Consider the following 24248-nt stretch of genomic DNA (forward strand, 5'->3'; position numbering starts at 1 on the left):
TTGATGGCGAACTTCAGCTGGCCGAGGCTGTGAACACCGCAGGGAAGCGGTCCCTGGAGCACCAACCATGAAAGCCGAGGCGACACCATGTCCTCTCCTTCACTCACCCTGGTCCTGGGCGGAACCGGCAAGACCGGACGCCGCGTCGTACGACAGCTGACCGGCCGCGGCCACGAGGTCCGCATCGGCTCACGGTCCGGCGGCATCCCCTTCGACTGGAACGACGCCACGACGTGGAGGCCCGCCCTGGACGGCGTGGACGCCGTCTACGTCTCCTACCAGCCTGACCTCGCCGTCCCCGGCGCCCCCGAGGCGATCGGTGCTTTCGCCGAGCTCGCGGTACGGACCGGAGCACACCGTCTGGTGCTGCTCTCCGGGCGCGGCGAGCCGGAGGCCGAAGCCTGCGAGAAGGCATTGGCGGCCTCGGGCGCGGAGTGGACGGTCCTGCGTGCCTCGTTCTTTGCTCAGAACTTCAGCGAGGGAGAATTCCTCGCCCCGATCATCGACGGAAGCCTCGCGCTGCCGGTCGGGGACGTAGAGGAGCCGTTCATCGACGCCGACGACATCGCGGAGGTCGCTGCCACCGTCCTCGCAGAGGGCGGGCACACGGGGCGCACCTACGATCTGACCGGCCCCCGACTGCTCACCTTCGCGCAGGCCACGGCGGCGATCGGCGCGGCGACCGGCCGCGAGATCGGCTACGTCACGGTCCCCGCGGACGCCTACGCCGCCGAACTGGCTGCGCACGGCGTCCCCGCCGATGTCACCGAGCTGCTGACCTACCTGTTCACGAACGTCCTCGACGGCCGTAACGCACATCTCGGCGACGGCGTCCGGCAGGTCCTCGGCCGGCCGGCCCGCGACTTCACCGACCACGCCGCCGAGGCCGCGGCCACCGGCGTCTGGACCCCGGAGGCCACCTCGTGAAAACTCTCCAGTCCGGCACGCTGCTCGCCTCCGTCATCGCGTCCGGGCTGATGGCGGGGCTCTTCGCAGCCTTCGCCTACGCCGTGATGCCGGGGCTGCGGGGTACGTCCGACCACACGCTCGTGGAGACGATGCAAGGCATCAACAGATCCATCCTGAACCCGGTGTTCATGCTTCCGTTCATGGGGTCGATCCCGCTGATCGCCCTGGCGGTGTTCCTCGCGTGGCGCGGTCACGGACGGCCGGCGTTGCCCTGGCTCGTCGCCGCGCTCGTGCTCTACCTGATCGCGTTCGGGGTGACCGTCGCCTTCAACGTGCCGCTCAACGACCAGTTGGAGCGGGCCGGCGACCCGGACTCCCTCCCGGACCCGGCCGCCGTGCGCGAACGGTTCGAGTCGGCCTGGGTCACCTGGAACATCGTGCGCGCGCTGCTGCACACGGCTGCCTTCGCCTGCCTGGCGTGGACCCTGGTCCTTCATGGCGCGGACCGTTCTGCCCCCGGCCGGGCGGCAGCGCCCACCGCCCACCTGTCCGGCGCGCCGCTCCCGGCAGGCCCCGCCCCCCTCGCGCACGACGGGCGCGGAACCGGGGGGACGCCCGCAGGGGACCGGATGCCGCCTCACGTGGGCTGGAGCAGGTCCTAACGGTCTCCGTAGAGGCCCTCGAACACCGCGACCGAGCCGTACGTCTCGTGCCCCGGCTCTCCAAGACGTGCACCCCGGCGGCCTGTATCCGGGCGTGGTCACCCGCGAAGCCCTCCGTGTGCCGGAAGAAGCCGACCCGGCCGCCCGTCTGCGCCCCGACGCTGGACCTCGTCCCTGGCCCGCGCCGGCGCGAGATTGCGTCGTACGTGAGACGACCTCGGGCCCCGGCGCGCGCGCCCTGAATCCTGCTCGCCCCCGTTCCCGCGGACGGGCAGGATGCTCAGTGCCGAGCAGCCGCAACAGGAGGTACCCATGAGCGCCCCACAGCCCGTGCCGTTCACCGCCGAGGACTACCGCGCCCGGATGGCCCGCGCGGCCGGGTCCGCCGATGCCGCAGGACTGGCCGGCGTGCTCGTCGCGCCGGGGCCCGACATGGTCCATCTGACCGGCTACCGGCCGACCGCGGAGACGGAGCGGCTCACCCTGCTCGTCCTCCGGGCCGGTCACGCCCCCGTCCTCGTCGTCCCCGCCCTGGAGGCCGCCGACGCGGAACGGGCGACCGGCGCCCCCGCACTCACCCTGTGCGAGTGGACCGACGCGGCGGACCCGTACGCCCTGACCGCCGGGCTGCTCGACGGCAAGGGCCGGTTCGGGATCAGCGACAACGCCTGGGCGCTCCACCTGCTGGCACTCCACAAGATCCTCCCCGGCACCTCCTACGCCTCGCTCACCGAGGCCCTGCCGATGCTGCGCGCCGTCAAGGATGCGGCCGAACTGGAGAGGCTCGCCGCGGCCGGTGCCGCGGCCGACGCGACGTACGAGGAGATCCTGAAGGTCCGCTTCTCCGGCCGGAGGGAGAGCGACGTCGCAGCCGACCTCGCCGCCCTCCTCACCGCGCACGGCCACTCGCAGGTCGACTTCACCGTGGTCGGGTCGGGCCCGAACGGAGCCAACCCCCACCACGAGGCGGGCGACCGCACCATCGAGCGGGGCGACATGGTCGTCCTGGACTTCGGCGGCCTCATGCACGGCTACGGCTCCGACACCTCCCGCACGGTCCACGTCGGCGAACCCACCGCCGAGGAGCAGCGGGTCCACGACGTCGTACGGGAGGCGCAGGAGGCCGGCTGCGCCGCGGTCCGGCCGGGTGCGGCCTGCCAGGACATCGACCGGGCGGCCCGCGCGGTCATCACCGAATTCGGCTACGGCGAACGCTTCATCCACCGCACGGGCCACGGAATCGGCGTCACCACCCATGAGCCGCCCTACATGATCGAGGGCGAGGAGCAGCCGCTCGCACCCGGCATGTGCTTCTCCGTGGAGCCGGGCATCTATCTCCCCGGCCGCTTCGGCGTCCGGATCGAGGACATCGTCACGGTCACCGAGTCCGGGGGCAGGAGGCTGAACAACACCGCCCGCGAACTGGCCGTCGTCGAATGACTGATCGTCTCAAGATGAGGTCCGGGGCGGCGAGTTGGACAACGTCGTGCCGATGGTCGCAGACAATGCAAGGAACTGGCAGTGGCACTGTCCTGTCGGAGCGAAGTTGCTGTGGATCTCGCGTTGAGTTGCGGGTTTGCCAGTTGCGGTGAGACCGGCATGGCTCAGGATTCTTACTGCACCTGGCTTCTGCAGAAGTCCAGCGTGGCGTGAGCGCGTTCGGCTCTAGCCTAAGAGGCTGCGTTTCGCCGTCGACGGTTCTTGGCCGTCCGTCAGATAGCGTTGTCGGAGACGGGTGAAGGCGGTGGGGCTGGGACGGTGCGCGAGGAGTTCCATGATGCGCCGTGCGCATTCGCGTGGGCTTGCCGCGCCGGTGTCGCACTCCATGTCGTAGTCGCCATGGGCGTGGACCAGGTCGTATTGGTGCGCCGCGAGGCCCGGCGGGCGGTCGCCCCGGACCAGCTCGCGGCGGGACAGCTCGTCCAGCGGGCAGCGGACGCCGACAAACAGTACGTCTTCGGGCGGCAGTACCGTCAGGCAGTCGAGCAGTCGCCACGGTTCGCTCAGCACATGGTCGATCACGATGTCGTTGCCCACCTCGGCCATGGCCGCAATCGAGCGGTGGAATCCCATCCTGGTCCGCCGCAGCGCGGCGTCGAGCTCCTCCGCCTCAAGCTCCCGCCTGCTGCGCATCGAGATGAAGCTGTCGACCGCCAGGTGGGAGAAGACGCCGTCGTCCAGGATGTCCAGAAGCTCCCGGGCGATGCTCGACTTCCCGGAACTGGAGGTGCCATTGAGGAAGATGATCCGACCAGTTCTCATATCGGCATGGTCACATGGAAACGCTCCTCAAGGCCGGGACCGGGCCCGGCCGCGCCCGTGCGGCCGAGTGATAGGTTCCCGCCGGGGTGACCATGACTGATCGCGGTTGGGACGACGACGGTGAGTACGTCGAAGCATGTCAACGGGCCGCGCGGGCGACGCGGTTCGGCTGGGCGTCGATCACGGGGGTGACAGCCGCAATCGGCTGCGCGCTGGTCGCCCTGCTGGTACTGGGCGCCGTGGCCGTTGTGGCGGGCGTGTACGTGGTGATGGTCGTGAACCACTGAGACGCCTCGTGGATCATGCGGCAGCGTGATGCCCACTCATCGATACGGAAGGGAACGAGCGCCGCGAGTGGCGCCGGGTGGGAACGGACGAACCCGTTCCCACCCGGGCGGCAACGGACACGGTGACGCGATCGCCGCCGATCGCACCACCTGGCTCCCGCCTCAGCCCTGCGGCTCCCGGTCGCGGAACCGGTGCAGCACGTCGTACGGGTAAGGCAGCGGGCGCTCGCTCGCCGTGTCCAGCCGGGCGGTCTGCTCCGCCGTCAGCTCCCAGCCGGCGGCGCCCAGACTGTCCGTCAGTTGCTCCGGTGTACGGGCGCCGACGATCGGCGCCGTGACACCGGGGCGGCCCAGCAGCCAGCGCAGGGCGACCTGTGCGGGTGTGCGGCCGGCCTCGTCGGCGACCGCCACGACGGCGTCGACGACCCGCCAGGTCTCCTCGTTGTCCCGCTCCCGCCATGCCTCGCGGCCCAGCTCCTCCTGGTAGCGGGCCTCCCGGGTGCCGGGCTCCGGCGCCGTCATCCCACGCCGGTACTTGCCGGTCAGCCAGCCGCCCTGGAGCGGGCTCCACGGGATGATGCCGACGCCCTCCGCGAGGCTGACCGGGGCAAGCTCCCACTCCACCTCGCGGGCCAGCAGGTTGTAGAGCGGCTGGAGGCTGACATAGGGCTCCCAGCCCTCCCGGCGCGCCAGGTCCTGGGCACGCTGGAGCTGGGAGGCGGAGAGGTTGCTCGCGCCGAGGTAGCGCACCTTGCCGGCCTTGACCAGGGTGTCGAGCGTGGCGAGGGTCTCCTCCAGAGGGGTGGTCGCGTCCCACACATGCGTCTGGTACAGGTCGATGTGGTCCGTGCCGAGGCGCCGCAGGCTGTCCTCGACGGCCCGCACGATGTGCTTGCGGCTCAGGCCACCGGCGTTCGGAGCCTCGCCCATCGTCCCGAACACCTTGGTGGCGATGACCAGTTCGTCGCGCCGACGCCCCTTGAGCCAGCGGCCGATGATCTCCTCCGAGACCCCGCGCTGGTAGACGTCGGCGGTGTCGATGAACGTCCCGCCCGCCTCGGTGAATGTGTCCAGGACGCGGTGCGCGTCGGCCTCGTCGGTGTCCTGGCCGAAGGTCATGGTGCCGAGGCAGAGCTCGCTGACGCGCAGCCCCGACCGGCCGAGGAATCGCTGCTTCATGGGGTCCCCCCTGTGTGCTGGTCCTTGGTCCGGACCTTAAGCGTTGAAGTGCACACGAAGACAAGGGAATTGAGGACCATCCATCTTGATTCGCGGATCGCGGGGCCGGTTGTCCGCCGGGCGGCCGGCCCCGATGACGCCGTCAACGCCCCAGCGCCGCACCCCCGTTCACGTGCACGATTTGGGCCGTCGTGTAAGCCGCTTCAGGTGATGCCAGATAGCGCACCGCGGCGGCGATGTCCGAGGGCAGGCCCGCCTGGCCGGTCAGCGACTGCTTGGTACGGGCGGCCACGAACTCGGGCGTGGCCCGGTCACCGAAGAACTCGGTGTCGGCGACGAAGCCCGGGGCGACCGCGTTCACGGTGATGCCCTGCGGGCCGAGCTTCTGCGCCAGGTCGACGGTGTAGGTGTTGACGGTGGCCTTGGAGCCGCCGTACGAACCGGGGCCGCGCAGTGCGGCGATGGACGACATCTGGATGATGCGGCCGCCGGGCCGGGTGATGTGCGGCAGCAGCCCTTCGGTGAGCAGCACGGCGGTGAGCACGTTGGCCTCGAAGTTGCGGCGGAAGCTGTCCGCGATGCCTTCGAGGGTGCCGTCGTGGGCAGGTGCGACGTTGCCGCCGGCGTTGGCGACGACCACGTCGACCTGCGTGCCGCCCGCGGTGCAGAACTCCACGGCTCTGCGGACCTGGCCAGGATCGCTCAGATCGGCGGCGACCCAGGATGCCGTCCCCGCACCATGGGCGGCGTCGAGCTCTCCGGCGGCCTTCTCCAGGGGCTCCTCGCGCCGCCCGATGAGGACGACGTGGTCGCCGTCCGCCGCGAAGACCTCGGCCACCGCCCGCCCGATCCCCGTACCGCCACCCGACACCACGACCTTGCGCTGCCCCACGACCCCACCCCAGTCCTCGTTCATGAACGTCGGTCACATATCTGCCCGCCGCACGGTACGACTCCCGGTCGTCGGCGTCAACGGGCGGTGCGGCAGGCTCCTCACCGGGAGGTCGGAGCCGCGATCCGCACAGACATGCTCGACACCCGACGCTTCGCCCCAGGTCGTCCGTCCAGTCCCGTGAACAGAACCTCAGGACGAACAGCCGTTGTCGAGCTCACTGGTCCGCCAGGACCACGCATGACTCACCGGGGAGGTGGAGCACCCCGTCCGATCCCGGGGCCTCGACCGGCTCCCAGGCGGCGAGGACGCGGTCGCCGCCCCCTCGGTGCCGGCCGGCACCGAGGGGGATCGCCGCGGGCTTCTCGGACAGGTTGACCGCGACCCGCAGATCACCCCTGCGGAAGGCGATCCAGCGCGCTTCCTCGTCGTACGCGGCCTTCACCGAGCCCAGATCCGGATCGGACAGGTCCGGCAGGGCGTGGCGCAGGGCGATCAGCTCGCGGTACCACGCCAGCAGCCTGCTGTGCGGGGCGCGCCCGGACTCCTCCCAGTCGAGGCAGGAGCGGTTCCGGGTTGCCGGGTCCTGAGGATCGGGGATGTCCTCCTCGGCCCATCCGTGCGCCCCGAACTCCCGCCGCCTGCCCTCGCGTACGGCCCGCGCGAGATCCGGGTCGGTGTGGTCGGTGAAGAACTGCCAGGGGGTGGCGGCGCCCCACTCCTCGCCCATGAAGAGCATCGGGGTGAACGGAGCGGTGAGCACGAGGGCCGCGGCGCAGGCCTGGAGACCGGGGGAGAGACCGGCGGCGAGACGGTCGCCCTGAGCGCGGTTACCGATCTGGTCGTGGGTCTGCGCGTAGCCGACGAAGCGGTGCGCCGGAGTCCGGGCGGGGTCCACGGGACGCCCGTGGGTGCGGCCCCGGAAGCTGGAGTAAGTACCGTCGTGGAAGAACGCCTTGGTCACGGTCTTGGCCAGGCCGCGCAGCGGGGCCTTGGCGAAGTCGGCGTAGTAGCCCTGGGACTCGCCGGTGAGCACGGTGTGCAGCGCATGGTGGAAGTCGTCGTTCCACTGCGCGTGCAGCCCGATGCCGCCCTCGGTCCGCGGGGTGGTGGTGCGCGGATCGCACAGGTCGGACTCGGCGATGAGCCCCAGCGGCCGGCCGAGCTCCGAGGCCAGGGCGTCCACGGCGGTGGAGAGCTCCTCCAGGAAGGTCAGCGCCCTGCCGTCCGCCAGCGCGTGGACGGCGTCCAGACGCAGACCGTCCAGCCGGTAGTCACGCAGCCACGCGAGCGCGCTGTCCAGCAGGTAGGCGCGCACCTCGTCGGAGCCGGGCGCGTCGAGATTGACGGCCGAGCCCCAGGGCGTGTGGTGGGTGTCGGTGAAGTACGGGCCGAAGGCGGGGAGGTAATTGCCCGAGGGGCCGAGGTGGTTGTGGACCACGTCGAGCAGGACCGCGAGACCCAGGCCGTGTGCCGCGTCGACGAAACGCTTCAGCCCTGCCGGGCCGCCGTAGGGCTCGTGCACCGCCCACAACGACACCCCCTCGTACCCCCACCCGTGGGTTCCGGGGAAGGGGCAGACGGGCATCAGCTCCACATGGGTGACCCCCAGGTCGGCCAGGTGGGCCAAGCGCTCGGCGGCGGCGTCGAAGGTGCCCTCCGGGGTGAAGGTGCCGACGTGCAGTTCGTACAGGACGGCGCCCGGCAGCCCCCGCCCCGCCCACGGGGTGCGCCAGACGTACGCCTCGTGGTCGACGACCGCGCTGCGGCCGTCCGGCCCCTCGGGCTGCCGGCGGGAGCGCGGGTCGGGGAGCACCGGGCCGTCGTCGAGCGAGAAGCCGTAGAGGTCGCCGTCCACCGCCTCGGCCTCCGTGGTCCACCAGCCGGCGCGCAGGGCGTCGCGCTCCATCTCCCGGCGCCCGGACGCCGTGCACAGCACGACCGAACCGGACTCGGGGGCCCACACCTCGAACTGCATCCAGCACTCCTCGTCCATGAACCTGACGCCTCACCGGAGGCCCCATGATCGGTGGAATTCGCACGCACGGCCCCAGGACACTGGAGCGAGCCCGCATGTGGCGATTAGGGTCTGGTCCTGATCATTGCCCTGCCGGGTTCTGCTCATTCGCATGGAACCCGGGCAGTCATACAAGGTCCCTCTTACGGCTGCTGGAGGCCGAGATGACCGTGCCGCCCTTCCCACCCGGCTTCCTCTGGGGGGCTTCCGCCTCCGCTTTCCAGACCGAAGGCGCCTTCGACGCCGACGGCAAGGGGCCCTCCGGCTGGGACGCCTTCGCCGCGCAGCCGGGCAGGATCAAGGACGGTACGGACACCACGCGCGGCACCGGCTTCCACGAGCACTACCGTGAGGATGTCGCGCTGCTCGCCGGACTCGGTGCGGACGCCTTCCGTTTCTCCATCAGCTGGCCCCGGGTGGTACCCGGCGGCAGCGGTTCGCTCAACCCGGCGGGGCTGGACTTCTACGACCGGCTGGTCGACGAGCTCTGCGCCCACGGCATCACCCCGGCCCCCACGCTCTACCACTGGGACACCCCGCTTCCGCTGGACGAGGCGGGCGGCTGGCTCAACCGGGACACCGCCTACCGCTTCGCCGAGTACGCGGGGATCGTCGCCGAACGCCTCGCTGACCGGGTCCCCATGTGGATCACCATCAACGAACCGGCCGAGGTGACGATGCTCGGTTACGCGCTCGGCCAGCACGCCCCCGGCCGCGCCCTGCTGTTCGACGCCCTGCCGGCAGCCCACCACCAGCTCCTCGCCCACGGGCTCGCCGTACGGGCGCTGCGCGCCGCCGGCGCCGGCAACATCGGTCTCGCGCTCTCCCACTCGCCCGTGTGGACCGCGGGGGACACCGAGGAGGACCGGGCGGGAGCGGAGATCTACGACACCCTGACCAACTGGCTGTTCGCCGACCCCGTCCTCACCGGCCGCTACCCCGACGAAGGCTTCGCCGCACTGATGCCGGGGCCCGTCGAGGACGACCTCAAGGTCATCTCCGCGCCGCTCGACTGGTACGGCGTCAACTACTACAACCCGACTCTCGTCGGGGCGCCCAGGCCCGATGCCCTCGAATCCTTCTCCGGCTACCCGATGCCTCCGGGGCTCCCCTTCGGCATCCGGGAGATCGAGGGCTACGACACCACCGACTTCGGCTGGCCCGTCGTCCCGCAGGGACTGGCCGAGACCCTCGGCCAGTTGCGTGACCGCTTCGGCGACCGGCTTCCGCCGGTCTACATCACCGAGAACGGCTGCGCCGTCGACGAGCCCGTCGCCGACGGCCGCCGGATCGCGTTCCTGGAGGGCCACCTGGAGGCGCTCCGCACGGCCATCGACGCGGGCGTCGACGTAAGGGGCTACTTCACCTGGTCACTCACCGACAACGTGGAGTGGACAGAGGGCGCCAGCAAGCGGTTCGGGCTGGTCCACATCGACTACGAGACGCTGCGGCGCACCCCGAAGGAGTCCTACGCCTGGTACCGCGACGTGATCCGCGCCCAGCGCACGGGCGGCGCGGACGGGGAGGCGCTCGCACCGCGAGGACGTGCCGCCGGGTGAGGTGACGACCGGGCTCAGGGCCGGTCCCACACCATGTTGAACGCCCGCTCGAAGTTCACGTAGCCCAGCCGTTCGAACGACCGGGCCATCGGGACGTTGCCGAGATCGGTCGCCGCCCGGATCCGGTCGACGCCCTGAGCCGCCAGGACCCGGGTGCCCTCGGCCAGGATGTCGTCGATGTAGCCGTGCCCGCGGTGCTCGGGAAGGACCCCGATGTAGGAGATCATCGGGTGGTAGTTGTTGCGGGCGGGGACGACGAAGCCCACCGGCGAGCCGTCGGGAAGCTCGGCGATCCGCCACCACTCCCGCGGTGTGGAGAGGCCCGCGAAGTCCTCGTCGTAGTGCTTCTGGGCCGCCTCGCGCGCACTGAGGCCGGAGGCCAGGTCGTCCTGTCCGTGGGCGTCCAGCGTGCCCTCCATCACCGGGGTCATCAGGGCGAGGAGATCCTCGCGGCCGGCGACCGGGCGGAAGCGGAGCCGCCCGGCGTCCGCGGGTACGGGCGTCCCCTCGCGCCACTCCAGGCGCAGCCGCTCGACGAGCATCCGGGCGCCGCTCGCCTCCATCACGCGTATCCGCGTCTCCACCGCGTCGCGCGCCGCCGGGTCCTCCCGCCAGTCCGGCGGGACGTATCGCCCGTACTCCGGCCTCGGCGAGCCGGCCGGAACCACGGAAGCGACCGCGGTCTCCAGCAACTGCTGCCCGACACGCTCCCGTTCCGCCACCGGAAGGGTGTCGTCCAGGTCGAAGAAGTCCAGAGCCTGAGGCGCGGAACCGGGCTGCCCCGTCCACCAGGCGATACGGCCGAGGAGACGGTCGCCGCGCAGGGCCACCCACATCCACTCGGGACGGCGCCTGCCGGTGGCGAGGTCGTCGGCCAGCTCGTGGTCGAGTACGTACGGCAGGCGCTGGAACAGGGGGAGTTCATCCGGTCCGGAGAGCGGGCGGACGGTCGTTGCGGGCGGTGCGAAGGTCACACAGTCTCCTTGAAGGGTGGGCCCTGGCGGCCGGGCGTGACTCTAACAACGGGACGGCGGTCCGCGCGGGGCATTTTCGGCGCTGCCGCGCAGGTCAGGGAGCCGGAAATGCCGCATTGTCTGGACACCCCGGCCGTCGCCACCCGACAATCGTGGCGTGACGTCCTCCTTCGAGCACTACACGCAGCCCGCGCGGCTCTCGGACGCCGAGCGCGACCGCGTCCTCGGTGTGCTCAGAGACGGCGCCGCGCAGGGAAAGCTCTCGCACGACACCTTTCTGCGCCGCATGGAGCTGGCCCTGGCCGCCCGGCGTTCCGACGAACTCAAGGCGCTGACCTCGGACCTGGAGAGCGGGGGGCGGTGGTCCCGCGGACTCATCCGCGCCGTCGGCGGGGTGTCCGCCTTCCCGGCGCGCGTCCGCAGGGCATGGCAGTCCGAACGCCTGCCGAAGCTGATGCTGCCGCTCCCCGGCCCGCACCCGCTGCGGATCGGCCGCGACCCCGGCAACGGACTGCGGCTCAGCCACGAGACGGTGTCCCGGATGCACGCCGAACTGACCGCGCACGGGAACCGGTGGGTGCTGCGTGACCTCGGCTCGACGAACGGGACGTGTGTCAACGGTCAGCGGGTCGTCGGGGCGGTCGTCGTCAGCGACGGCGACCAGGTGAGCTTCGGCCGGGTGGCCTTCCAGCTCACCGCTTCGCTCCCCGCACCCCCGCCCTGATCCGGTGCTGGTCCGGGCTCTGCCCGGTGGCCCGGGCAGAGCCCGGACCACCGGAGCAGGCGCTTCCGCAGCGGCCCTGGGAACGCGCGATCCGGGGAACCCCTCCCTGACGAAGCCTCAGGAAGAAGCGGACGGCGTCATCCGGTGAGGGTGAACGCCTGGGCCGCGGAGCCGTCGCACGGCCGCTGCGAGAGCTGCGCGCCGTTCGCCGTGGAAGAGGCGTTCACCGTCAGGCACTTGCCGCTGTGACGGGCGGCGAAGCGGTACTGTCCACCGGTTCCGACCGTCTCGGGCCTCCACTGCTGGTTGCTTCCGCCCGTGTACGACCACAGGTGGACCTTGGTGCCGTCGCCGGTCGCACCGGCACCACCGTCGACATCCCAGACCTTGCCGTTGTGCCGGTTGACGACCTGGTAGTTGCCGCCGTCGGTGGGGCGGAACTGCCAGCTCTGGTTGGCTCCCGTACCGCACGCCCACTGCTGGAGCGCGGTGCCGTCGCCCGTGCCCCAGTCGGCGGCGTCCAGGCAGGCGCCGCTGTTTGCGTTCCTCACCTGGTACCAGGCGGCCGGGTCGATGGGGCCTGAGGGCTGCTGGGTGCCGGTGCCGTCCCAGACGAAGGTGGCGACCGCGCCGGCGGGCAAGGTGTAGGCGAGTGACTTTCCGTTGTCCGTCAGGGAGAACCGCTGCGCGGAGGCGGCCGTGTTCACCACGTAGGCCGCCCTGCTGCCGTCCGGGTTCTGGAAGGCCACGTTCTGCACTCCGCCGGCCCCCTGGCTGGTCGAGCCGATACGGGTGGCTCCGGCCTTGACGAACTTGGTGACGTGGCCGAGGACGTAGTACTCGGCGTTGCGGGTGACCGTACCGTTCGCGATCTCGACGACCCCGTTGCACCGGGTGCCGCAACCGCCCTGGTGGGGGCCGCCGTTCTGGTCCAGCGCCAGGTTCCAGTTGATGACGGTCTCGCCGCCGTTGCGCATGTTCTGCACGACCAGGTTCTCCGCGTGCCACCGCAGGGTGTCGGCGAAGGTCGTGGCCGGATTCGCGCTGTCGGTGCCCGAGCACTCGGTGAAGAAGACGCGCTTGCCCGCGTTCACCACCTGCTGCTGGGCCGAGGGCGCGCCGCCGTAGCAGTGGAAGGCCGCGCCGATCACCCGGGCGATGCCCTGAGTCCCGCCGAAGACCTCGACCGGGTAGTTGGGATGGTCCCAGTTGTGGTCGTAGGCCAGCAGGCCGGTGGGCAGGCCGGCCGCGGTGAGGGTGCGGTCGAGCACCTTGAAGAACTCCGCCTGCTGCGAGGAGGACATGGTCATCGAGGGGTAGCTCGCCGCGAACTCCGGTTCGTTCTGCACGGTGAGATCCGTGAGAGCGATGCCCTCCTGCCCGTACGCCCGGATGGCCTTGACCAGGTAGTCGGCGTAGTCCTGGTGGTTCTCCGGCTTCAGGCTGCCGCCGATCAACGAGTTGTTCGTCTTCATCCAGGCGGGCGGGGACCAGGGGGAGCCCATGAACCGGATGGCGGGGTTGATCGCAGTGGCCTGCTTCAGCACCGGGAGGATCTCGGCCCTGTCGCGGGCGATCGAGAAGGACCCTCGGGTGTCCTCGTAGCTGTGGAAGCCACCGGCGGCGTTGAAGTCGGAATCCCCGAGCGGCTGGCGCAGATAGTTGAGACCGATGCCGTCCGTGGTGGAGAAGAGCGACCGCATCAACTCATCGCGCCTCGCCTGCGGAAGGCTCTGGACAAGGTGGGCCGAGGCCCCGGTCACCGAGGCGCCGGCCCCGGTGAACTTCTGGCCCTTGCTGCCGCTGTCGATGCGTATGTCGACGGGCTGCGGTGTGGCGGTGAACGGGACGGTGCCGTCGGCGGCCAGCTTCCTGCTGCCGTCAGGTGTGGTGATCCACACCTGTGCCGTCGGGTCGGCGGCCTGCGCGGCGCCCGCGCCGGACAGGCCGAGGGTGGCGGCGGCCAGGGCCAGGACGGCGGCTGTGACTCTCGACCGTCCGCGGTGGGCGGATCCGGGTGATGACATGGTGCGGCTCCTTCGGTTGGTACCGGTGCGGGTGTGCCGCCGAATCCGCCGCGGCGGTGTTCCTGCGGGCGGGGCGGTGGCTTACCTGAAGGGGTGGGGCGCACGGGCCGGTGGCTCGCCGGTCTCGCGTCGGGCCGTTGTGCTGGTTCCTGCCGACGGCCAAGTTGCGCTGTCGGTATAGCAGTTCGCGTGGCGCGCCGATATGAAAGCACACTCACTGAGTGGTTAGTAAGTGATGCAGGTCACATTGGTGGTGACGTGATGGACCGCGATCACCGCTCGGGCAGCAGCACAGCCGCCGCGCCCGGTCTTCGCGTACGGGGCAGCCCTTAGGCTGCGCGGGTGAGCAACCCTTCAGCACGCACATCCGGTCACAAGGCCCGTCCCCGTACCCCGCGCAGTGCGGAGGCCAAGGAGAAGCAGCAGCGCATTCTGCACATCGCGATGGACACCTTCGGCGCCCGCGGCTACAACAACGCCTCGCTCGCCGAGATCGCGGAGCAGGCGGGCCTCACCCAGGCGGGCGTCCTGCACTACTTCCGCTCCAAGGCGCTGCTGCTCACCAGCGTCCTGGAACTCCGGGACCAGACGGACATCGAGCAGCTGGGAACCGACCGCCCGCAGGGCCTCGATTTCCTCCGCCACCTGGTGGACACCGCCCTGCGCAACGCCGAACGGGAGGGCATCGTCCGGCTGTACGCGGTGCTCTCGGCCGAATCGGTCACCGAGAGCCACCCCGCCCAGGACTACTTCCGCGACCGCTACACCGGACTGCGGACCTTCGTCGCCGACGCCCTGCGCGAGGCCTGCGACCTGCCCCCGGAGCGAGCGGAACAGGCCGAGACCGCGGCCAACGCCATCATCGCCGTGATGGACGGCCTCCAGGTGCAGTGGCTCCTGTCCCCGGAGGCCGTGGACATGGCCGCCTCCACCGACCTCGTGGTCAACTCGCTGCTGGCCACGCTCGCGCCCCGCACCCACGGTCCCGCGGCGGGGCGCTGAGCCGGCCCCTCACCCGACCGGGACGGCCCCGGACCGGACGAGGAGCGCCACCGGCCGGTCCGCGAACAGCTCCGCCACCGCGACCGAGCCACCGCTGAACTCCTTCCCCGGAGAGAGGAGATCGGTCCAGGGGCCGTCGTCGGGCAGGGCCAGCCCGGTGTCCCGCCAGCCGCCCTCCTCCTCCAGCCGCAGCGACAGCCGGGTCACCGCCGTGACGACCTCGCCGGACCGGGAGAAGGCCAGGCAGTGCGACGCCGCCGGTCCGTCCGCGGCCAGCGGCGCGTAGGTGCCCGACTCGCCGAAGACCTCAGGACGTTCGCGGCGCAGCCGCAGCGCGGCCGTCGTCAGCGCCGCCTTCTCGTCGTCGCCCCCGGACGGCCGGGCGAACGGCCGGCGGTTGTCCGGGTCGACCAGAGCGATGAACTCCCGCTCGGTCCCCTGATACAGATCGGGGATCCCGGGCATCGTCAGGTGCACCAGCGCCGCGCCCAGCACATTGGCCCGGACGAACGGGGTGAGAGTCTTCGCGAAACCGGACAGCATCGCCCGTGCCTCACCCGTGTCGCTGCCCGGACCGGCTGCCACGAAGCCGGAGACAGCCCGCTCGTACACCGGGTCGGGTTCGGTCCAGCTGGTGAAGAGACCCGCCTCGCGAACCGACTTCAGCAGCGCGGGTTCCAGCCGGTCCGCCAGCTCACCGGCCGGCAGTCCCGCGCAGCCGTACGCCGACTGCCAGGACTGCCAGGCGAGCTGAGGGTCCGGAGCCGGCACGGACACCACCCCGGTCAGCTGCGCCACCAGCGACGACCAGCGCTCGGGGCACTCGGACAGGAGCGCGATCCGCGCCCGCACGTCCCCGCTGCGCTTGGTGTCATGGGTGGTCAGCACCGTGCCGGTGGCCGGCCAGTCCCGGGCGATACGGGCGCAGAAGGCGTGGAACTCCTCCGGGCTCACCGCCGGACGCCCGGGGTCGCCGCCCACCTCCGTCGCGGAGATCAGCGGGACGTACCGGTAGAACGCCGTGTCCTCGACCGACTTCGCGTGCAGGGCGGACGCCGTCTGCGCGAACCGGGCGCAGAACGCCGAGTGCGCCGGCCCGTCGCCGAGGCGCCCCAGCGCCAGATCCCGCACCACGTCGACGGCCTCGGCCTCCTGCGGTACCGAGAACACCGCCTTGGCGTCCCGGACCGCCTCGGCGGGCAGTGCCGCCTCGGCGATCTCCGTGAGCGGACCGCCCGCCGTGACGTACGGCCGGTAGACCGGCACCCGGACCAGCAGCTCGCGCACCGCGGTGTGCAGCGCCCACGGAGCGTGGTCGTGCAGGGCCGGGTCCCCCGCGCAGACCTCGGTCGCCAGACGGGTCAGCCACTCCGTCTCGGCGGCCAGCTCATGGGTGACGACCCGGTACGCGGCACGGCGGACCGTCGCCGTCCAGTAGCCGCCCCGGTCCCCCGGAGGACCCGCGAAGTCGCGGTAGCGGTCCAGCAGGTCCGCGGCGCCCACCGGGTCGGTGAACAGGCCGTCGATCCGGTGCAGCGCGTCGTAGCCGGTAGTCCCCGCGACCGCCCAGTCGGCGGGCAGCACCTCGGGACCGGTGAGGATCTTCTCCACCACGGTCCACCTACCGTCCGTGGCCTCGCTCAGCCGGCCGAGATACGCGCCCGGGTCCGCCAGCCCGTCCGGGTGGTCGATGCGCAGCCCGTCGACCACCCCGTCACGCACCAGCTCGAGGATCTTGCCGTGCGTACCGGCGAACACCTCGGGATGCTCCACCCGGACGGCGATCAGGTCGGAGATCGTGAAGAACCGGCGGTAGTTCAGCTCCGTCCTGGCCAGCCGCCACCAAGCCAGCCGGTAGTACTGGGCGGCGAGGAGCTCCGGCAGGGGCAGGCCTGCGGTGCCCTCCCGCAGCGGGAACTCCAGGTCGCCGTGGCGGAGGACCGGAGTGCCGTCGTCGCGGGCACCGGTCTCGATGCGGGTGCTCTTCTCACCGGCGCGCCCGGCCAGGACGGGCAGCAGCACCTTCCCGCCCCCCGCCGCCCAGTCGATGTCGAACCAGCGGGCGTACGGGGACGCGGGGCCCTCGCGCAGGACCTCCCACAGCGGGTGGTTGTGGCGTGGAGCCGCGGCCATGTGGTTGGGGACGATGTCCAGGATCAGCCCGAGACCATGGGCGTGCGCCGTACGGGCCAGTGACCGCAGGCCCTCCTCGCCCCCGAACTCGGCGCGCACCGTGTGGTGGTCGACGACGTCGTATCCGTGCCCCGATCCGGGTACGGCCTCCAGGACGGGGGACAGGTGCAGATGGGAGACGCCGATCTCGGCGAGATACGGCACGGCGTCCGCGGCGGCGGCGAACGGGAAGTCCGGCTGCAGCTGCAGCCGGTACGTGGCGGTGGGCGTCATGGGTTCGTACGTACCCAGCCGGACGGCTCTCTCCCACCTCCGCGCTCCTCCGGGCACCGGCGGCCCGCTGCCCGGCCGGTGCCCGTCACCCCATCGGCCTACGCCGGACGCTTGAGCACCGTCAGGCTCCGCCCGACCAGCGTCACCCGTTCACCCGCGGACACCTTGGGCCCCGCGCCGGGGGGAACCCCGTCCGGGACCGCCGTGTCCACAACGACCTGCCACTGCTTGCCGTGGTTCATGGGGACGGTGAATTCCAGGCTCTCGGCGGCGGCGTTGAACATCAGCAGGAAGGAGTCGTCGGCGATCCGCTCGCCCCGCGGACCGGGCTCCGAGATCGCGTGACCGTTCAGGAAGACCGTCATCGCCTTGGCATGCGCGGCCTGCCAGTCCCGCTGGGTCATCTCCTCGCCCCTTGGGGTGAACCAGGCGATGTCCGACAGCTCGTCGTGCGTGCCCTCCACCGGGCGGCCGTGGAAGAAACGCCTGCGCCGGAAGACCGGGTGGTCCCGCCGGAGCCACACCATCGCCCGGGTGAACTCCAGCAGACTCGTGTCCGTGCCGGCTCCGTCCTCCTCACCCTCCTCGGCGCGCGAGGCGGCGGCAGGATCCGGCCAGTGCACCCAGGACAGCTCGTTGTCCTGGCAGTAGCCGTTGTTGTTGCCCCGCTGGGTGCGGGCGAACTCGTCGCCGTGGCTCAGCATGGGCACGCCCTGGGAGAGCATCAGCGTGGCGATGAAGTTGCGCATCTGACGGCTGCGCAGCTCCAGGATCTCCTTGTCGTCCGTCTCACCCTCCGCCCCGCAGTTCCACGAGCGGTTGTGACTCTCGCCGTCCCGGTTGCCCTCACCGTTGGCGTCGTTCCGCTTCTCGTTGTACGAGACCAGGTCGTGCAGGGTGAAACCGTCGTGGCAGGTGGTGAAGTTGATGGAGGCCAGCGGGCGCCGCCCGTCGTCCTGGTAGAGGTCCGAGGACCCCGTCAGGCGCCCCGCGAACTCGGCGAGTGTGCGCGGCTCGCCCCGCCACAGGTCACGCACGGTGTCCCGGTACTTGCCGTTCCACTCGGTCCACAGCGGCGGGAAGTTGCCTACCTGGTAACCGCCCTCGCCCACGTCCCAGGGCTCCGCGATGAGCTTCACCTGGCTCACCACCGGATCCTGCTGCACCAGGTCGAAGAAGGAGGACAGCCGGTCGACCTCGTGGAACTGCCTGGCGAGGGTCGCCGCCAGGTCGAAACGGAACCCGTCCACATGCATCTCGGTGACCCAGTACCGCAGCGAGTCCATGATCAGCTGAAGGACGTGCGGGGACCGCATCAGCAGGGAGTTCCCCGTGCCGGTGGTGTCCATGTAGTACTTCGGGTCGTCGGCCAGCCGGTAGTACGAGGCGTTGTCCAGCCCCCGGAAGGAGAGCGTCGGACCCAGGTGGTTGCCCTCGGCGGTGTGGTTGTACACCACGTCGAGGATCACCTCGATGCCTGCCTGGTGCAGCGCCTTCACCGCTTGCTTGAACTCCAGCACCTGCTCCCCGCGATCGCCCCAGGAGGCGTACGCGTTGTGCGGGGCGAAGAAGCCGATGGTGTTGTAGCCCCAGTAGTTGGCGAGGCCCGCGTCGGCGAGGCGGTGGTCCTGGACGAACTGGTGCACCGGCATCAGCTCGATCGCGGTGACGCCCAGTTCCGTCAGATGGGCGATGATCTCCGGGTGCGCGAGCCCGGCGTAGGTGCCGCGCAGTTCCTCGGGCAGGCCCGGGTGGAGCATCGTCAGGCCCTTCACATGGGCCTCGTAGATCACCGTGCGGTGGTAGTCCGTACGCGGGCGGCGGTCGTCGCCCCAGTCGAAGTACGGATTGACGACGACGGAGCTCATCATGTGGGGAGCCGAGTCGAGGTCGTTGCGCTCGTCCGGCTTGCCGAACGGGTAGCCGTAGACGGCCTCACCCCACTCGATCTGCCCCGAGATCGCACGTGCGTACGGATCGAGGAGCAGCTTCGCCGAATTGCAGCGCTGCCCGTTCTGCGGTTCGTAGGGCCCGTGCACCCGGAAGCCGTAGCGCTGTCCCGGCATCACTCCGGGCAGATAGGCGTGACGGACGAAGGCGTCGGTCTCGCGGAGCTCCACCGCCGTTTCTGAACCGTCGTCGTGCAGGAGGCACAACTCGATTCGGTCGGCGGCCTCCGAGAAGACCGCGAAGTTGGTTCCGGCGCCGTCGTAGGTGGCGCCGAGGGGATACGCGTGTCCCGGCCAGACCTGCATAGATAGGACTCTTCCACTTCTGATCCGGGTGCTGGGCCATTTCGACCCGATACTCCCCGAAAGACGGTCCACTACCTAGTACGTCGACCGGTGCGGCCGGGTCCCGTCGTACGATCCCGTCGAGCCGGTCAACCTGGGACACCTCGGTGTCCCCCGGACAGGGGGTCCGGGTCGCAGGGCGGCTCCTCCGTCCCGTATGCGGCGTGCGAGGGGTGCGCAATAGCTATGAACCATCTCACTCCACCCGATCTCACCGCAAGGAACGGTCATGTCACATAGGGGAGTTGGGTAAGGAGCCTGTGCATCCTGCTGCACCGGCTCCCGCTGTCGGAGTACCCTTCCTTGATCGTTGGTGGGGGAGTGGAAGGCGGTACGCGGGTGAGCTCGGGAGGGTTCGAGCTGCCCCCAGGTGACACAGCTCACGAGGGGGAGTCGACCGATGCCCCGCCAGGCGCCGTCTCCCTCGCGCAGCCCATGGAGATCGGCGCTGAGCTGGACTGGGGAGCGGACGCGTGGAACGAGGTCCGCACCAGGGCCCAGCGGGCCGGGCGGGCGTACATCTGGCTGAATCTCGTGGAGCAGCGGCTGCGCGCCGTCGTCTCCGCCGTGATCCGGCCGATCTACGAGCCGGTGCACGGCGAGGACTGGGTGGTGGCCGCCGCGGGACCCGCCGGCCAGGAGTGGGTGCAGCGTGCCGTCGCGGTCCGGGAGGTGTCGCGCCGCAAGGGCTACCTGCTCGACCCGGCCGACGACAACGTCCTGAGCTTCCTGACGCTGCCGCAGCTGCGCGAGCTGATGGTCCAGCACTGGCCGTGCTTCGAGCCCTACTTCGACGACCGGCGCGAGGTGGAACTGGCGCTGGACGAGCTCGAGGTCGCCCGTAACGTCGTCTCCCGCAACCGGGCCCTGAACGAGGCGGTCCTGGCCCAGGCCGAACGCGCCTCCGCGCGGCTGATGGAGATCCTCGGGGGCGGAGCCGCGGTGCCGTCCGCCGACCGGCTGCCCGTGGACGCGGTGGAGGAACTGGTCGGCGACCGCTACGCCGACGTGGTCTCCGTCCACCCGGACCGGGTACGGCTCCAGCGCCAGCTGCCCGCCGAGGACCTGTTCGGCGGGGCGCGCCGGCTGGACGCCATCGGCATAGGCCTCAACCTCCTGACCCAGAACTTCTCGGGGCGCAGACTGGTCCGCCTCGCCGAGTCGGGCTGCCGTGTCCGGCTGCTGTTCATCAACCCGGCGAGCAGCGCGGTCAAGCGCCGGGAGCGCGAACTGGGTCTCAAGAAGGGCGAACTGAGCCGCTCGGTGGAGATGAACATCCTCCACATGCGCCGGGTCCGCTCCAAGCTGCGTGATCCGGGCGCCTTCCAGATCCATGTCTTCGACGAGACTCCGCGGTTCACGGCCTATCTGGTGGACGGCGACGGGTCCGACGCGGTCGGCGTCGTGCAGCCCTATCTGAGGCGTGCGCGCGGCATGGAGGCGCCGGTGCTGGTGCTGCGCGGCGGAGGGCGTGCGGTGGTCAGGGCGGGGCAGGACAGTGAGCACGGCCTCTTCGAGACGTACCGGGAGGAGTTCGAGTCGGTCTGGACGGACTCGCGGCCCGTCTCCTGACACCTCTTCCCCGGCTGTCAGTGGCGCGTGCGAAGGTGGTCTGACTTGGGGGAAGCGCCACAGAAGGAGATGCGCGATGAGCTGGATGACCGGGCCGCTGACGGCGTTCGACCTGGAGACGACGGGCACGGACGTGGAGACCGACCGGATCGTGACGGCGGCCGTCGTGCGGCTGGAGGCCGACGGGTCGCTCTCACGGGAGCGCACCTGGCTGCTGGATCCCGGTGTGGCCATACCCGAACAGGCGTCGGCGATCCACGGCATCTCCACCCGGCGGGCCCGGGAACACGGAGCCCCGGCCGCCTCCGCGGTCGAGGAGATCGCCGGGGTGGTCGCCGAAGGACTGCGCACCGGGACGCCCCTGGTGGTGATGAACGCGCGGTACGACCTCTCGCTCCTCGACCGCGAGTGCCTTCGGTACGGCGTCGAATCGGTCAGCGAGCGGCTGGGTGACGCTCCCTCGCCGGTCATCGACCCGCTGGTGATCGACAAGCACGTCGACAAGTACCGCAAGGGGAAGCGCGCGCTCCACGCCCTCTGCGCGCACTACGGCGTGACGCTGGACGACGCGCACGACGCACGGGCGGACGCGGTGGCCGCTGCCCGGGTGGTGCGGCGCATGGGGGCGGTGCACGAGCGCGTCGGCGGTATGGAGCTGGTGGATCTGCACGGCCTCCAGATCCGGGCGGCGGCCGAGCAGTCGCGGTCCCTCCAGGCCTATCTGCGGCGCACCACGGATCCGGCCGCGGTCGTCGAGGCCGCCTGGCCGCTCATCCCGCGGAGGGAGCCGGCGGTCGGGATGGGGTGATCCGGGCCCGGGACACGCCAACGTTTACAGCTTGCCGAAGATGACTCCGCGCCAGGTCCAGCCGGACTCGAGGGCGGCGTTCCGCAAGGGCTCGGTGAGCTGCGCGCTGTCGAAGCTGAAGGTCTCGGTCGCCTCCAGGCGTCCGCTCTCCCCGCGCTGGAGCGTGTAGCGGCGGGAGACGGTCCTGCCCGCCCCGCGGGCGTACGCCGCCGAGGTCTGGAACCGCGGGGGGTTGCCGACGCGGGTGACCTCCCACTGCTCCTCCACGGCGCGCACTTCGTGCTCCGATCCGGCCAGGCGCATACGGATCCGGATGGCATGCGTCAGCTGGGAGGAGAGGAAGAAGTTCTGCCAGGCGGGTTCGGCGATCCGCCACTCCGCCACCAGATCGGCGTCATGTGACGCTCCGTCGCGGACGACGTACGGGACCTCGTTGCTGTTGAGGGCGAGCAGGGCCCTCCGCACATCATCGGCCGGGCGCGGCGCGACGCCGTCCTCGGGACGTCTGGTTCCGGTCAACGCGTCGAAGAAGCCCACGTGATCAATCTATGCGGGTCCGGCGGGCGGGTTCAAGGCGATGCCGGACGATAGCGCGAACTCCCTCCGACCGGGCTCGCTCTACCCGTTTCGTCCTGCTGTGGAGGCTGAGACGGTGGCCGAATATGAGAGTTGACTCTCACAATATGTGAGAGGAGGCTCTCACGTCATGGACGGAAACCGGCTGGGCGACATAGAGATCACTGATCCACAGGCGATGCGGGCGCTGGCACATCCGGTGAGGCTGGCGATCCTCGACCGCCTCCAGCGGCACGGCCCGGCGACTGCCACCGGACTCGCGCCCCACGTGGGAGCGACTCCTTCGGTGACCAGTTGGCATCTGCGTCACCTGGCCGGGTTCGGGCTGGTCCGAGACGCCGCAGCAGGCCAGGACCGCAGGGAAAGGCGCTGGGAGGCGGTGGCACGTGGCTTCCGGTTCGAGGCGCCGGAGGACGAGGAGGGCAGGTCCGCGGCGCGGGCGCTCTCGCTGGAGATGTTCGTGCGCTACGGCGATCTGCCCGGCAGGTGGGTGGCCGAGACCGAACCGCATCTGGACCCCGCGTGGCAGAGGGCTTCCGGCCTGGCCAACACGCGCGTGGTCGTGTCAGCGGAGGAACTCGCCCTGATCGAGGACGAGATCGAGCGGGTACTCGCCCCGTACGTGACACGAGACCCCGCCGACCGCCCGGCCGGAAGCCGCGGTGTCCGCATGCTGCGTTACGCGCTGCCGGAACAGGCCGGGGAGCGGGGGGCGGAGGACGGCGAGCGGTACGACGGCCGGTCGCGATGAGCGCCACGGAGACCACTCCCACGACATCCCTCCGGCACGACGGGAGGTTCCGCCTGTTCTGGGCGGGACAGACGATCTCGCAGTTCGGCGACCGGATCAGCGAACTGGCGCTGCCTCTGATCGCGGTGACGGCGCTCGGCGCCTCGGCGAACCAGGTGGCCGGGCTGACCGCCCTCATCTGGACTCCCAACCTGCTCGCGATCTTCCTGGGAGCCTGGGTCGACCGCAGGGTCCACAAGCGCCGCCTGATGGTCCTGGCCGATCTGGTGCGCGCCGGCGTGCTGCTCAGCCTCCCCGCCGCCTGGCTGCTCGACGCGGTGACCCTCGGCCAGCTGTACGCCGTGGCTCTGCTGACCGGCACCGCGGCGGTGCTGTTCAACACCGCCTATCCGTCCTTCTTCGTCGGTCTGGTGCCCCGCTCGTCCTACGTCGAGGCGAACAGTCGGCTCAGTGCGAGCAGAGCCCTGTCCCAGGTGGCCGGTCCGGCGGCCGGCGGAGGGCTCGTCCAGGCGCTCACCGCGCCCGTCGCAGTGGCCGTCGACGCGATCTCCTACGTGGTGTCCGCGTTCCTGTTGGGGCGGATCCGTCTCGTCGAGCAGCCTGTCGGTGTGAAGGGGGAATCCACGCCCTTGCTGCTGCGACGTGTCCGGGAGGGGGTCTCCTTCGTCGTCCGCCACGAAATACTCCGCGCCGCCCTCGGCTGCGTGGTGACGGTCAACTTCTTCACCTTCGTCGCCGGCAGCGGGCTGCTGGTCCTGTTCGCCGGCCGCACTTTGGAGCTGTCGCCGGGGGCCACCGGGCTGGCCATGGGCATCGGTTCGACCGGGGCCGTCCTCGGAGCGGTTCTCGCTCCGAGACTCTCCCGTCGCCTGGGCCTGGGGCGCACCGTCGTCGTGGGGTCGGTACTGTTCCCCGCGCCCATCGGCCTGGCGGCAGTGGCCGACGGCCCGCTCTGGGCCCGCTCCGGTGCCCTGGCCGCGGCTGGTTTTCTGTCCGGAGCCGGCGTCATGATCTTCGACGTCAACCTCAATGCCCTGCAGACCAGCCTGATCCCCGATGGCATGCGCAGTCGTGCGGCGGGCGCGTTCGGGACGATCAACTACGGCGTACGCCCCCTCGGCGCAGTTCTCGGTGGATTGCTCGCGACCTGGTTCGGGCTGCGGGCGACGCTCCTCGTCGCCGCCGTCGGGGGAGCGTTGTCGGTCCTCTGGCTGCTGGCCTCACCGATCCCGGGCATCCGGTCCCTGGATCCGGACGAGCCGGGCACCGGGAGCTCCCGTCCCTCGTCCGCTCCCGATCCGGCGTCCGGCTGACCCGGCGGCGGGATCCGGTGACCCCGCCGGTCCG

General features: G+C 70.8%; 20 protein-coding genes and 1 pseudogene. 11 read left to right on the forward strand and 10 right to left on the reverse strand.

Features of this window, described 5'->3' with window-relative positions; genetic code table 11:
- Positions 1-87 precede the first annotated feature (87 nt).
- Both ACGFNN_RS16260 and ACGFNN_RS16265 read left to right on the forward strand, forming a co-directional pair.
- Positions 88-927 carry an SDR family oxidoreductase gene (locus ACGFNN_RS16260; protein ID WP_393556363.1) on the forward strand — a complete coding sequence of 280 codons (840 nt, stop codon included), beginning with the start codon at positions 88-90 and terminating at the stop codon, positions 925-927.
- Positions 924-1571, forward strand: coding sequence for a DUF1772 domain-containing protein (locus tag ACGFNN_RS16265; RefSeq protein WP_393556365.1), 648 nt, complete (start codon positions 924-926; stop codon positions 1569-1571). Before ACGFNN_RS16260 ends, ACGFNN_RS16265 begins: the two co-directional genes overlap by 4 nt.
- Here ACGFNN_RS16265 and ACGFNN_RS16270 read toward each other — a convergent pair.
- A pseudogene (locus ACGFNN_RS16270) lies at positions 1568-1737 on the reverse strand (VOC family protein); the annotation flags it as partial. The gene ACGFNN_RS16265 and the pseudogene ACGFNN_RS16270 sit on opposite strands and share 4 nt — an antisense overlap.
- 146 nt (positions 1738-1883) lie before the next feature.
- Here ACGFNN_RS16270 and ACGFNN_RS16275 point away from each other — a divergent pair.
- On the forward strand, positions 1884-3011 hold the full coding sequence (locus tag ACGFNN_RS16275) for a M24 family metallopeptidase (RefSeq protein WP_393556367.1): 1128 nt from the start codon (positions 1884-1886) through the stop codon (positions 3009-3011).
- 225 nt (positions 3012-3236) lie between these two features.
- Here the strand turns inward: ACGFNN_RS16275 and ACGFNN_RS16280 are convergent, their stop codons facing one another.
- Positions 3237-3833, reverse strand: a complete 597-nt coding sequence (locus ACGFNN_RS16280) for a chloramphenicol phosphotransferase CPT family protein (protein ID WP_393556369.1) — start codon at positions 3831-3833, stop codon at positions 3237-3239.
- Positions 3834-3925: 92 nt separating this feature from the next.
- On the opposite strand from ACGFNN_RS16280, the gene ACGFNN_RS16285 reads away from it, so the two are divergent.
- Positions 3926-4120 (forward strand): hypothetical protein, encoded by a 195-nt coding sequence (locus ACGFNN_RS16285; protein WP_393556371.1) that lies wholly within the window; start codon positions 3926-3928, stop codon positions 4118-4120.
- Between the two features lie 162 nt (positions 4121-4282).
- Here the strand turns inward: ACGFNN_RS16285 and ACGFNN_RS16290 are convergent, their stop codons facing one another.
- The 3 genes from ACGFNN_RS16290 to treZ form a co-directional block, all read right to left on the reverse strand.
- A complete protein-coding gene (locus ACGFNN_RS16290) occupies positions 4283-5299 on the reverse strand; it encodes an aldo/keto reductase (RefSeq protein WP_393556372.1) in 1017 nt (338 codons plus the stop codon).
- Between the two features lie 142 nt (positions 5300-5441).
- Positions 5442-6215: an SDR family NAD(P)-dependent oxidoreductase gene (locus tag ACGFNN_RS16295; RefSeq protein ID WP_393556374.1), complete on the reverse strand. Its 774-nt coding sequence runs from the start codon at positions 6213-6215 to the stop codon at positions 5442-5444.
- Between the two features lie 193 nt (positions 6216-6408).
- Complete coding sequence (gene treZ / locus ACGFNN_RS16300) at positions 6409-8169, reverse strand: malto-oligosyltrehalose trehalohydrolase (RefSeq protein WP_393556376.1); 1761 nt, start codon at positions 8167-8169, stop codon at positions 6409-6411.
- A 203-nt stretch (positions 8170-8372) separates the two neighbouring features.
- Between treZ and ACGFNN_RS16305 the strand changes: the two genes are divergently transcribed.
- A complete protein-coding gene (locus tag ACGFNN_RS16305; protein ID WP_393556378.1) occupies positions 8373-9767 on the forward strand; it encodes a GH1 family beta-glucosidase in 1395 nt (464 codons plus the stop codon).
- Positions 9768-9781: 14 nt separating this feature from the next.
- Here ACGFNN_RS16305 and ACGFNN_RS16310 read toward each other — a convergent pair whose 3' ends face one another.
- Positions 9782-10741, reverse strand: a complete 960-nt coding sequence (locus ACGFNN_RS16310) for a GNAT family N-acetyltransferase (RefSeq protein WP_393556380.1) — start codon at positions 10739-10741, stop codon at positions 9782-9784.
- A gap of 157 nt (positions 10742-10898) precedes the next feature.
- Between ACGFNN_RS16310 and ACGFNN_RS16315 the strand changes: the two genes are divergently transcribed.
- Positions 10899-11465 (forward strand): FHA domain-containing protein, encoded by a 567-nt coding sequence (locus tag ACGFNN_RS16315; RefSeq protein ID WP_393556382.1) that lies wholly within the window; start codon positions 10899-10901, stop codon positions 11463-11465.
- Between the two features lie 137 nt (positions 11466-11602).
- Here the strand turns inward: ACGFNN_RS16315 and ACGFNN_RS16320 are convergent, their stop codons facing one another.
- The gene (locus tag ACGFNN_RS16320; protein ID WP_393556384.1) at positions 11603-13492 is read right to left on the reverse strand and encodes an RICIN domain-containing protein; all 1890 of its coding nucleotides are present in this window, start codon (positions 13490-13492) and stop codon (positions 11603-11605) included.
- A gap of 342 nt (positions 13493-13834) precedes the next feature.
- On the opposite strand from ACGFNN_RS16320, the gene ACGFNN_RS16325 reads away from it, so the two are divergent.
- The gene (locus ACGFNN_RS16325) at positions 13835-14494 is read left to right on the forward strand and encodes a TetR/AcrR family transcriptional regulator (RefSeq protein ID WP_393556385.1); all 660 of its coding nucleotides are present in this window, start codon (positions 13835-13837) and stop codon (positions 14492-14494) included.
- A 9-nt stretch (positions 14495-14503) separates the two neighbouring features.
- Here the strand turns inward: ACGFNN_RS16325 and treY are convergent, their stop codons facing one another.
- Together treY and glgX are read right to left on the reverse strand one after the other, a co-directional pair.
- Positions 14504-16900, reverse strand: a complete 2397-nt coding sequence (gene treY, locus ACGFNN_RS16330; RefSeq protein WP_393556386.1) for a malto-oligosyltrehalose synthase — start codon at positions 16898-16900, stop codon at positions 14504-14506.
- Between the two features lie 98 nt (positions 16901-16998).
- Entirely contained in the window at positions 16999-19155 is a 2157-nt protein-coding gene (gene glgX / locus ACGFNN_RS16335; protein WP_393556388.1) for a glycogen debranching protein GlgX, read from the reverse strand.
- Positions 19156-19533: 378 nt separating this feature from the next.
- On the opposite strand from glgX, the gene ACGFNN_RS16340 reads away from it, so the two are divergent.
- On the forward strand, positions 19534-20766 hold the full coding sequence (locus ACGFNN_RS16340; protein WP_362549167.1) for an SAV2148 family HEPN domain-containing protein: 1233 nt from the start codon (positions 19534-19536) through the stop codon (positions 20764-20766).
- Between the two features lie 76 nt (positions 20767-20842).
- On the forward strand, positions 20843-21574 hold the full coding sequence (locus ACGFNN_RS16345; RefSeq protein WP_393556390.1) for a 3'-5' exonuclease: 732 nt from the start codon (positions 20843-20845) through the stop codon (positions 21572-21574).
- A 24-nt stretch (positions 21575-21598) separates the two neighbouring features.
- Here the strand turns inward: ACGFNN_RS16345 and ACGFNN_RS16350 are convergent, their stop codons facing one another.
- Positions 21599-22111 carry a hypothetical protein gene (locus ACGFNN_RS16350; protein WP_393556391.1) on the reverse strand — a complete coding sequence of 171 codons (513 nt, stop codon included), beginning with the start codon at positions 22109-22111 and terminating at the stop codon, positions 21599-21601.
- 169 nt (positions 22112-22280) lie between these two features.
- On the opposite strand from ACGFNN_RS16350, the gene ACGFNN_RS16355 reads away from it, so the two are divergent.
- The gene (locus ACGFNN_RS16355) at positions 22281-22901 is read left to right on the forward strand and encodes an ArsR/SmtB family transcription factor (protein WP_393556393.1); all 621 of its coding nucleotides are present in this window, start codon (positions 22281-22283) and stop codon (positions 22899-22901) included.
- Complete coding sequence (locus tag ACGFNN_RS16360; RefSeq protein ID WP_393556395.1) at positions 22898-24214, forward strand: MFS transporter; 1317 nt, start codon at positions 22898-22900, stop codon at positions 24212-24214. Before ACGFNN_RS16355 ends, ACGFNN_RS16360 begins: the two co-directional genes overlap by 4 nt.
- Positions 24215-24248: the final 34 nt, after the last annotated feature.

The sequence above is a fragment of the Streptomyces sp. NPDC048590 genome, from assembly GCF_043199535.1.
In the GTDB taxonomy this organism is placed as follows: domain Bacteria; phylum Actinomycetota; class Actinomycetes; order Streptomycetales; family Streptomycetaceae; genus Streptomyces.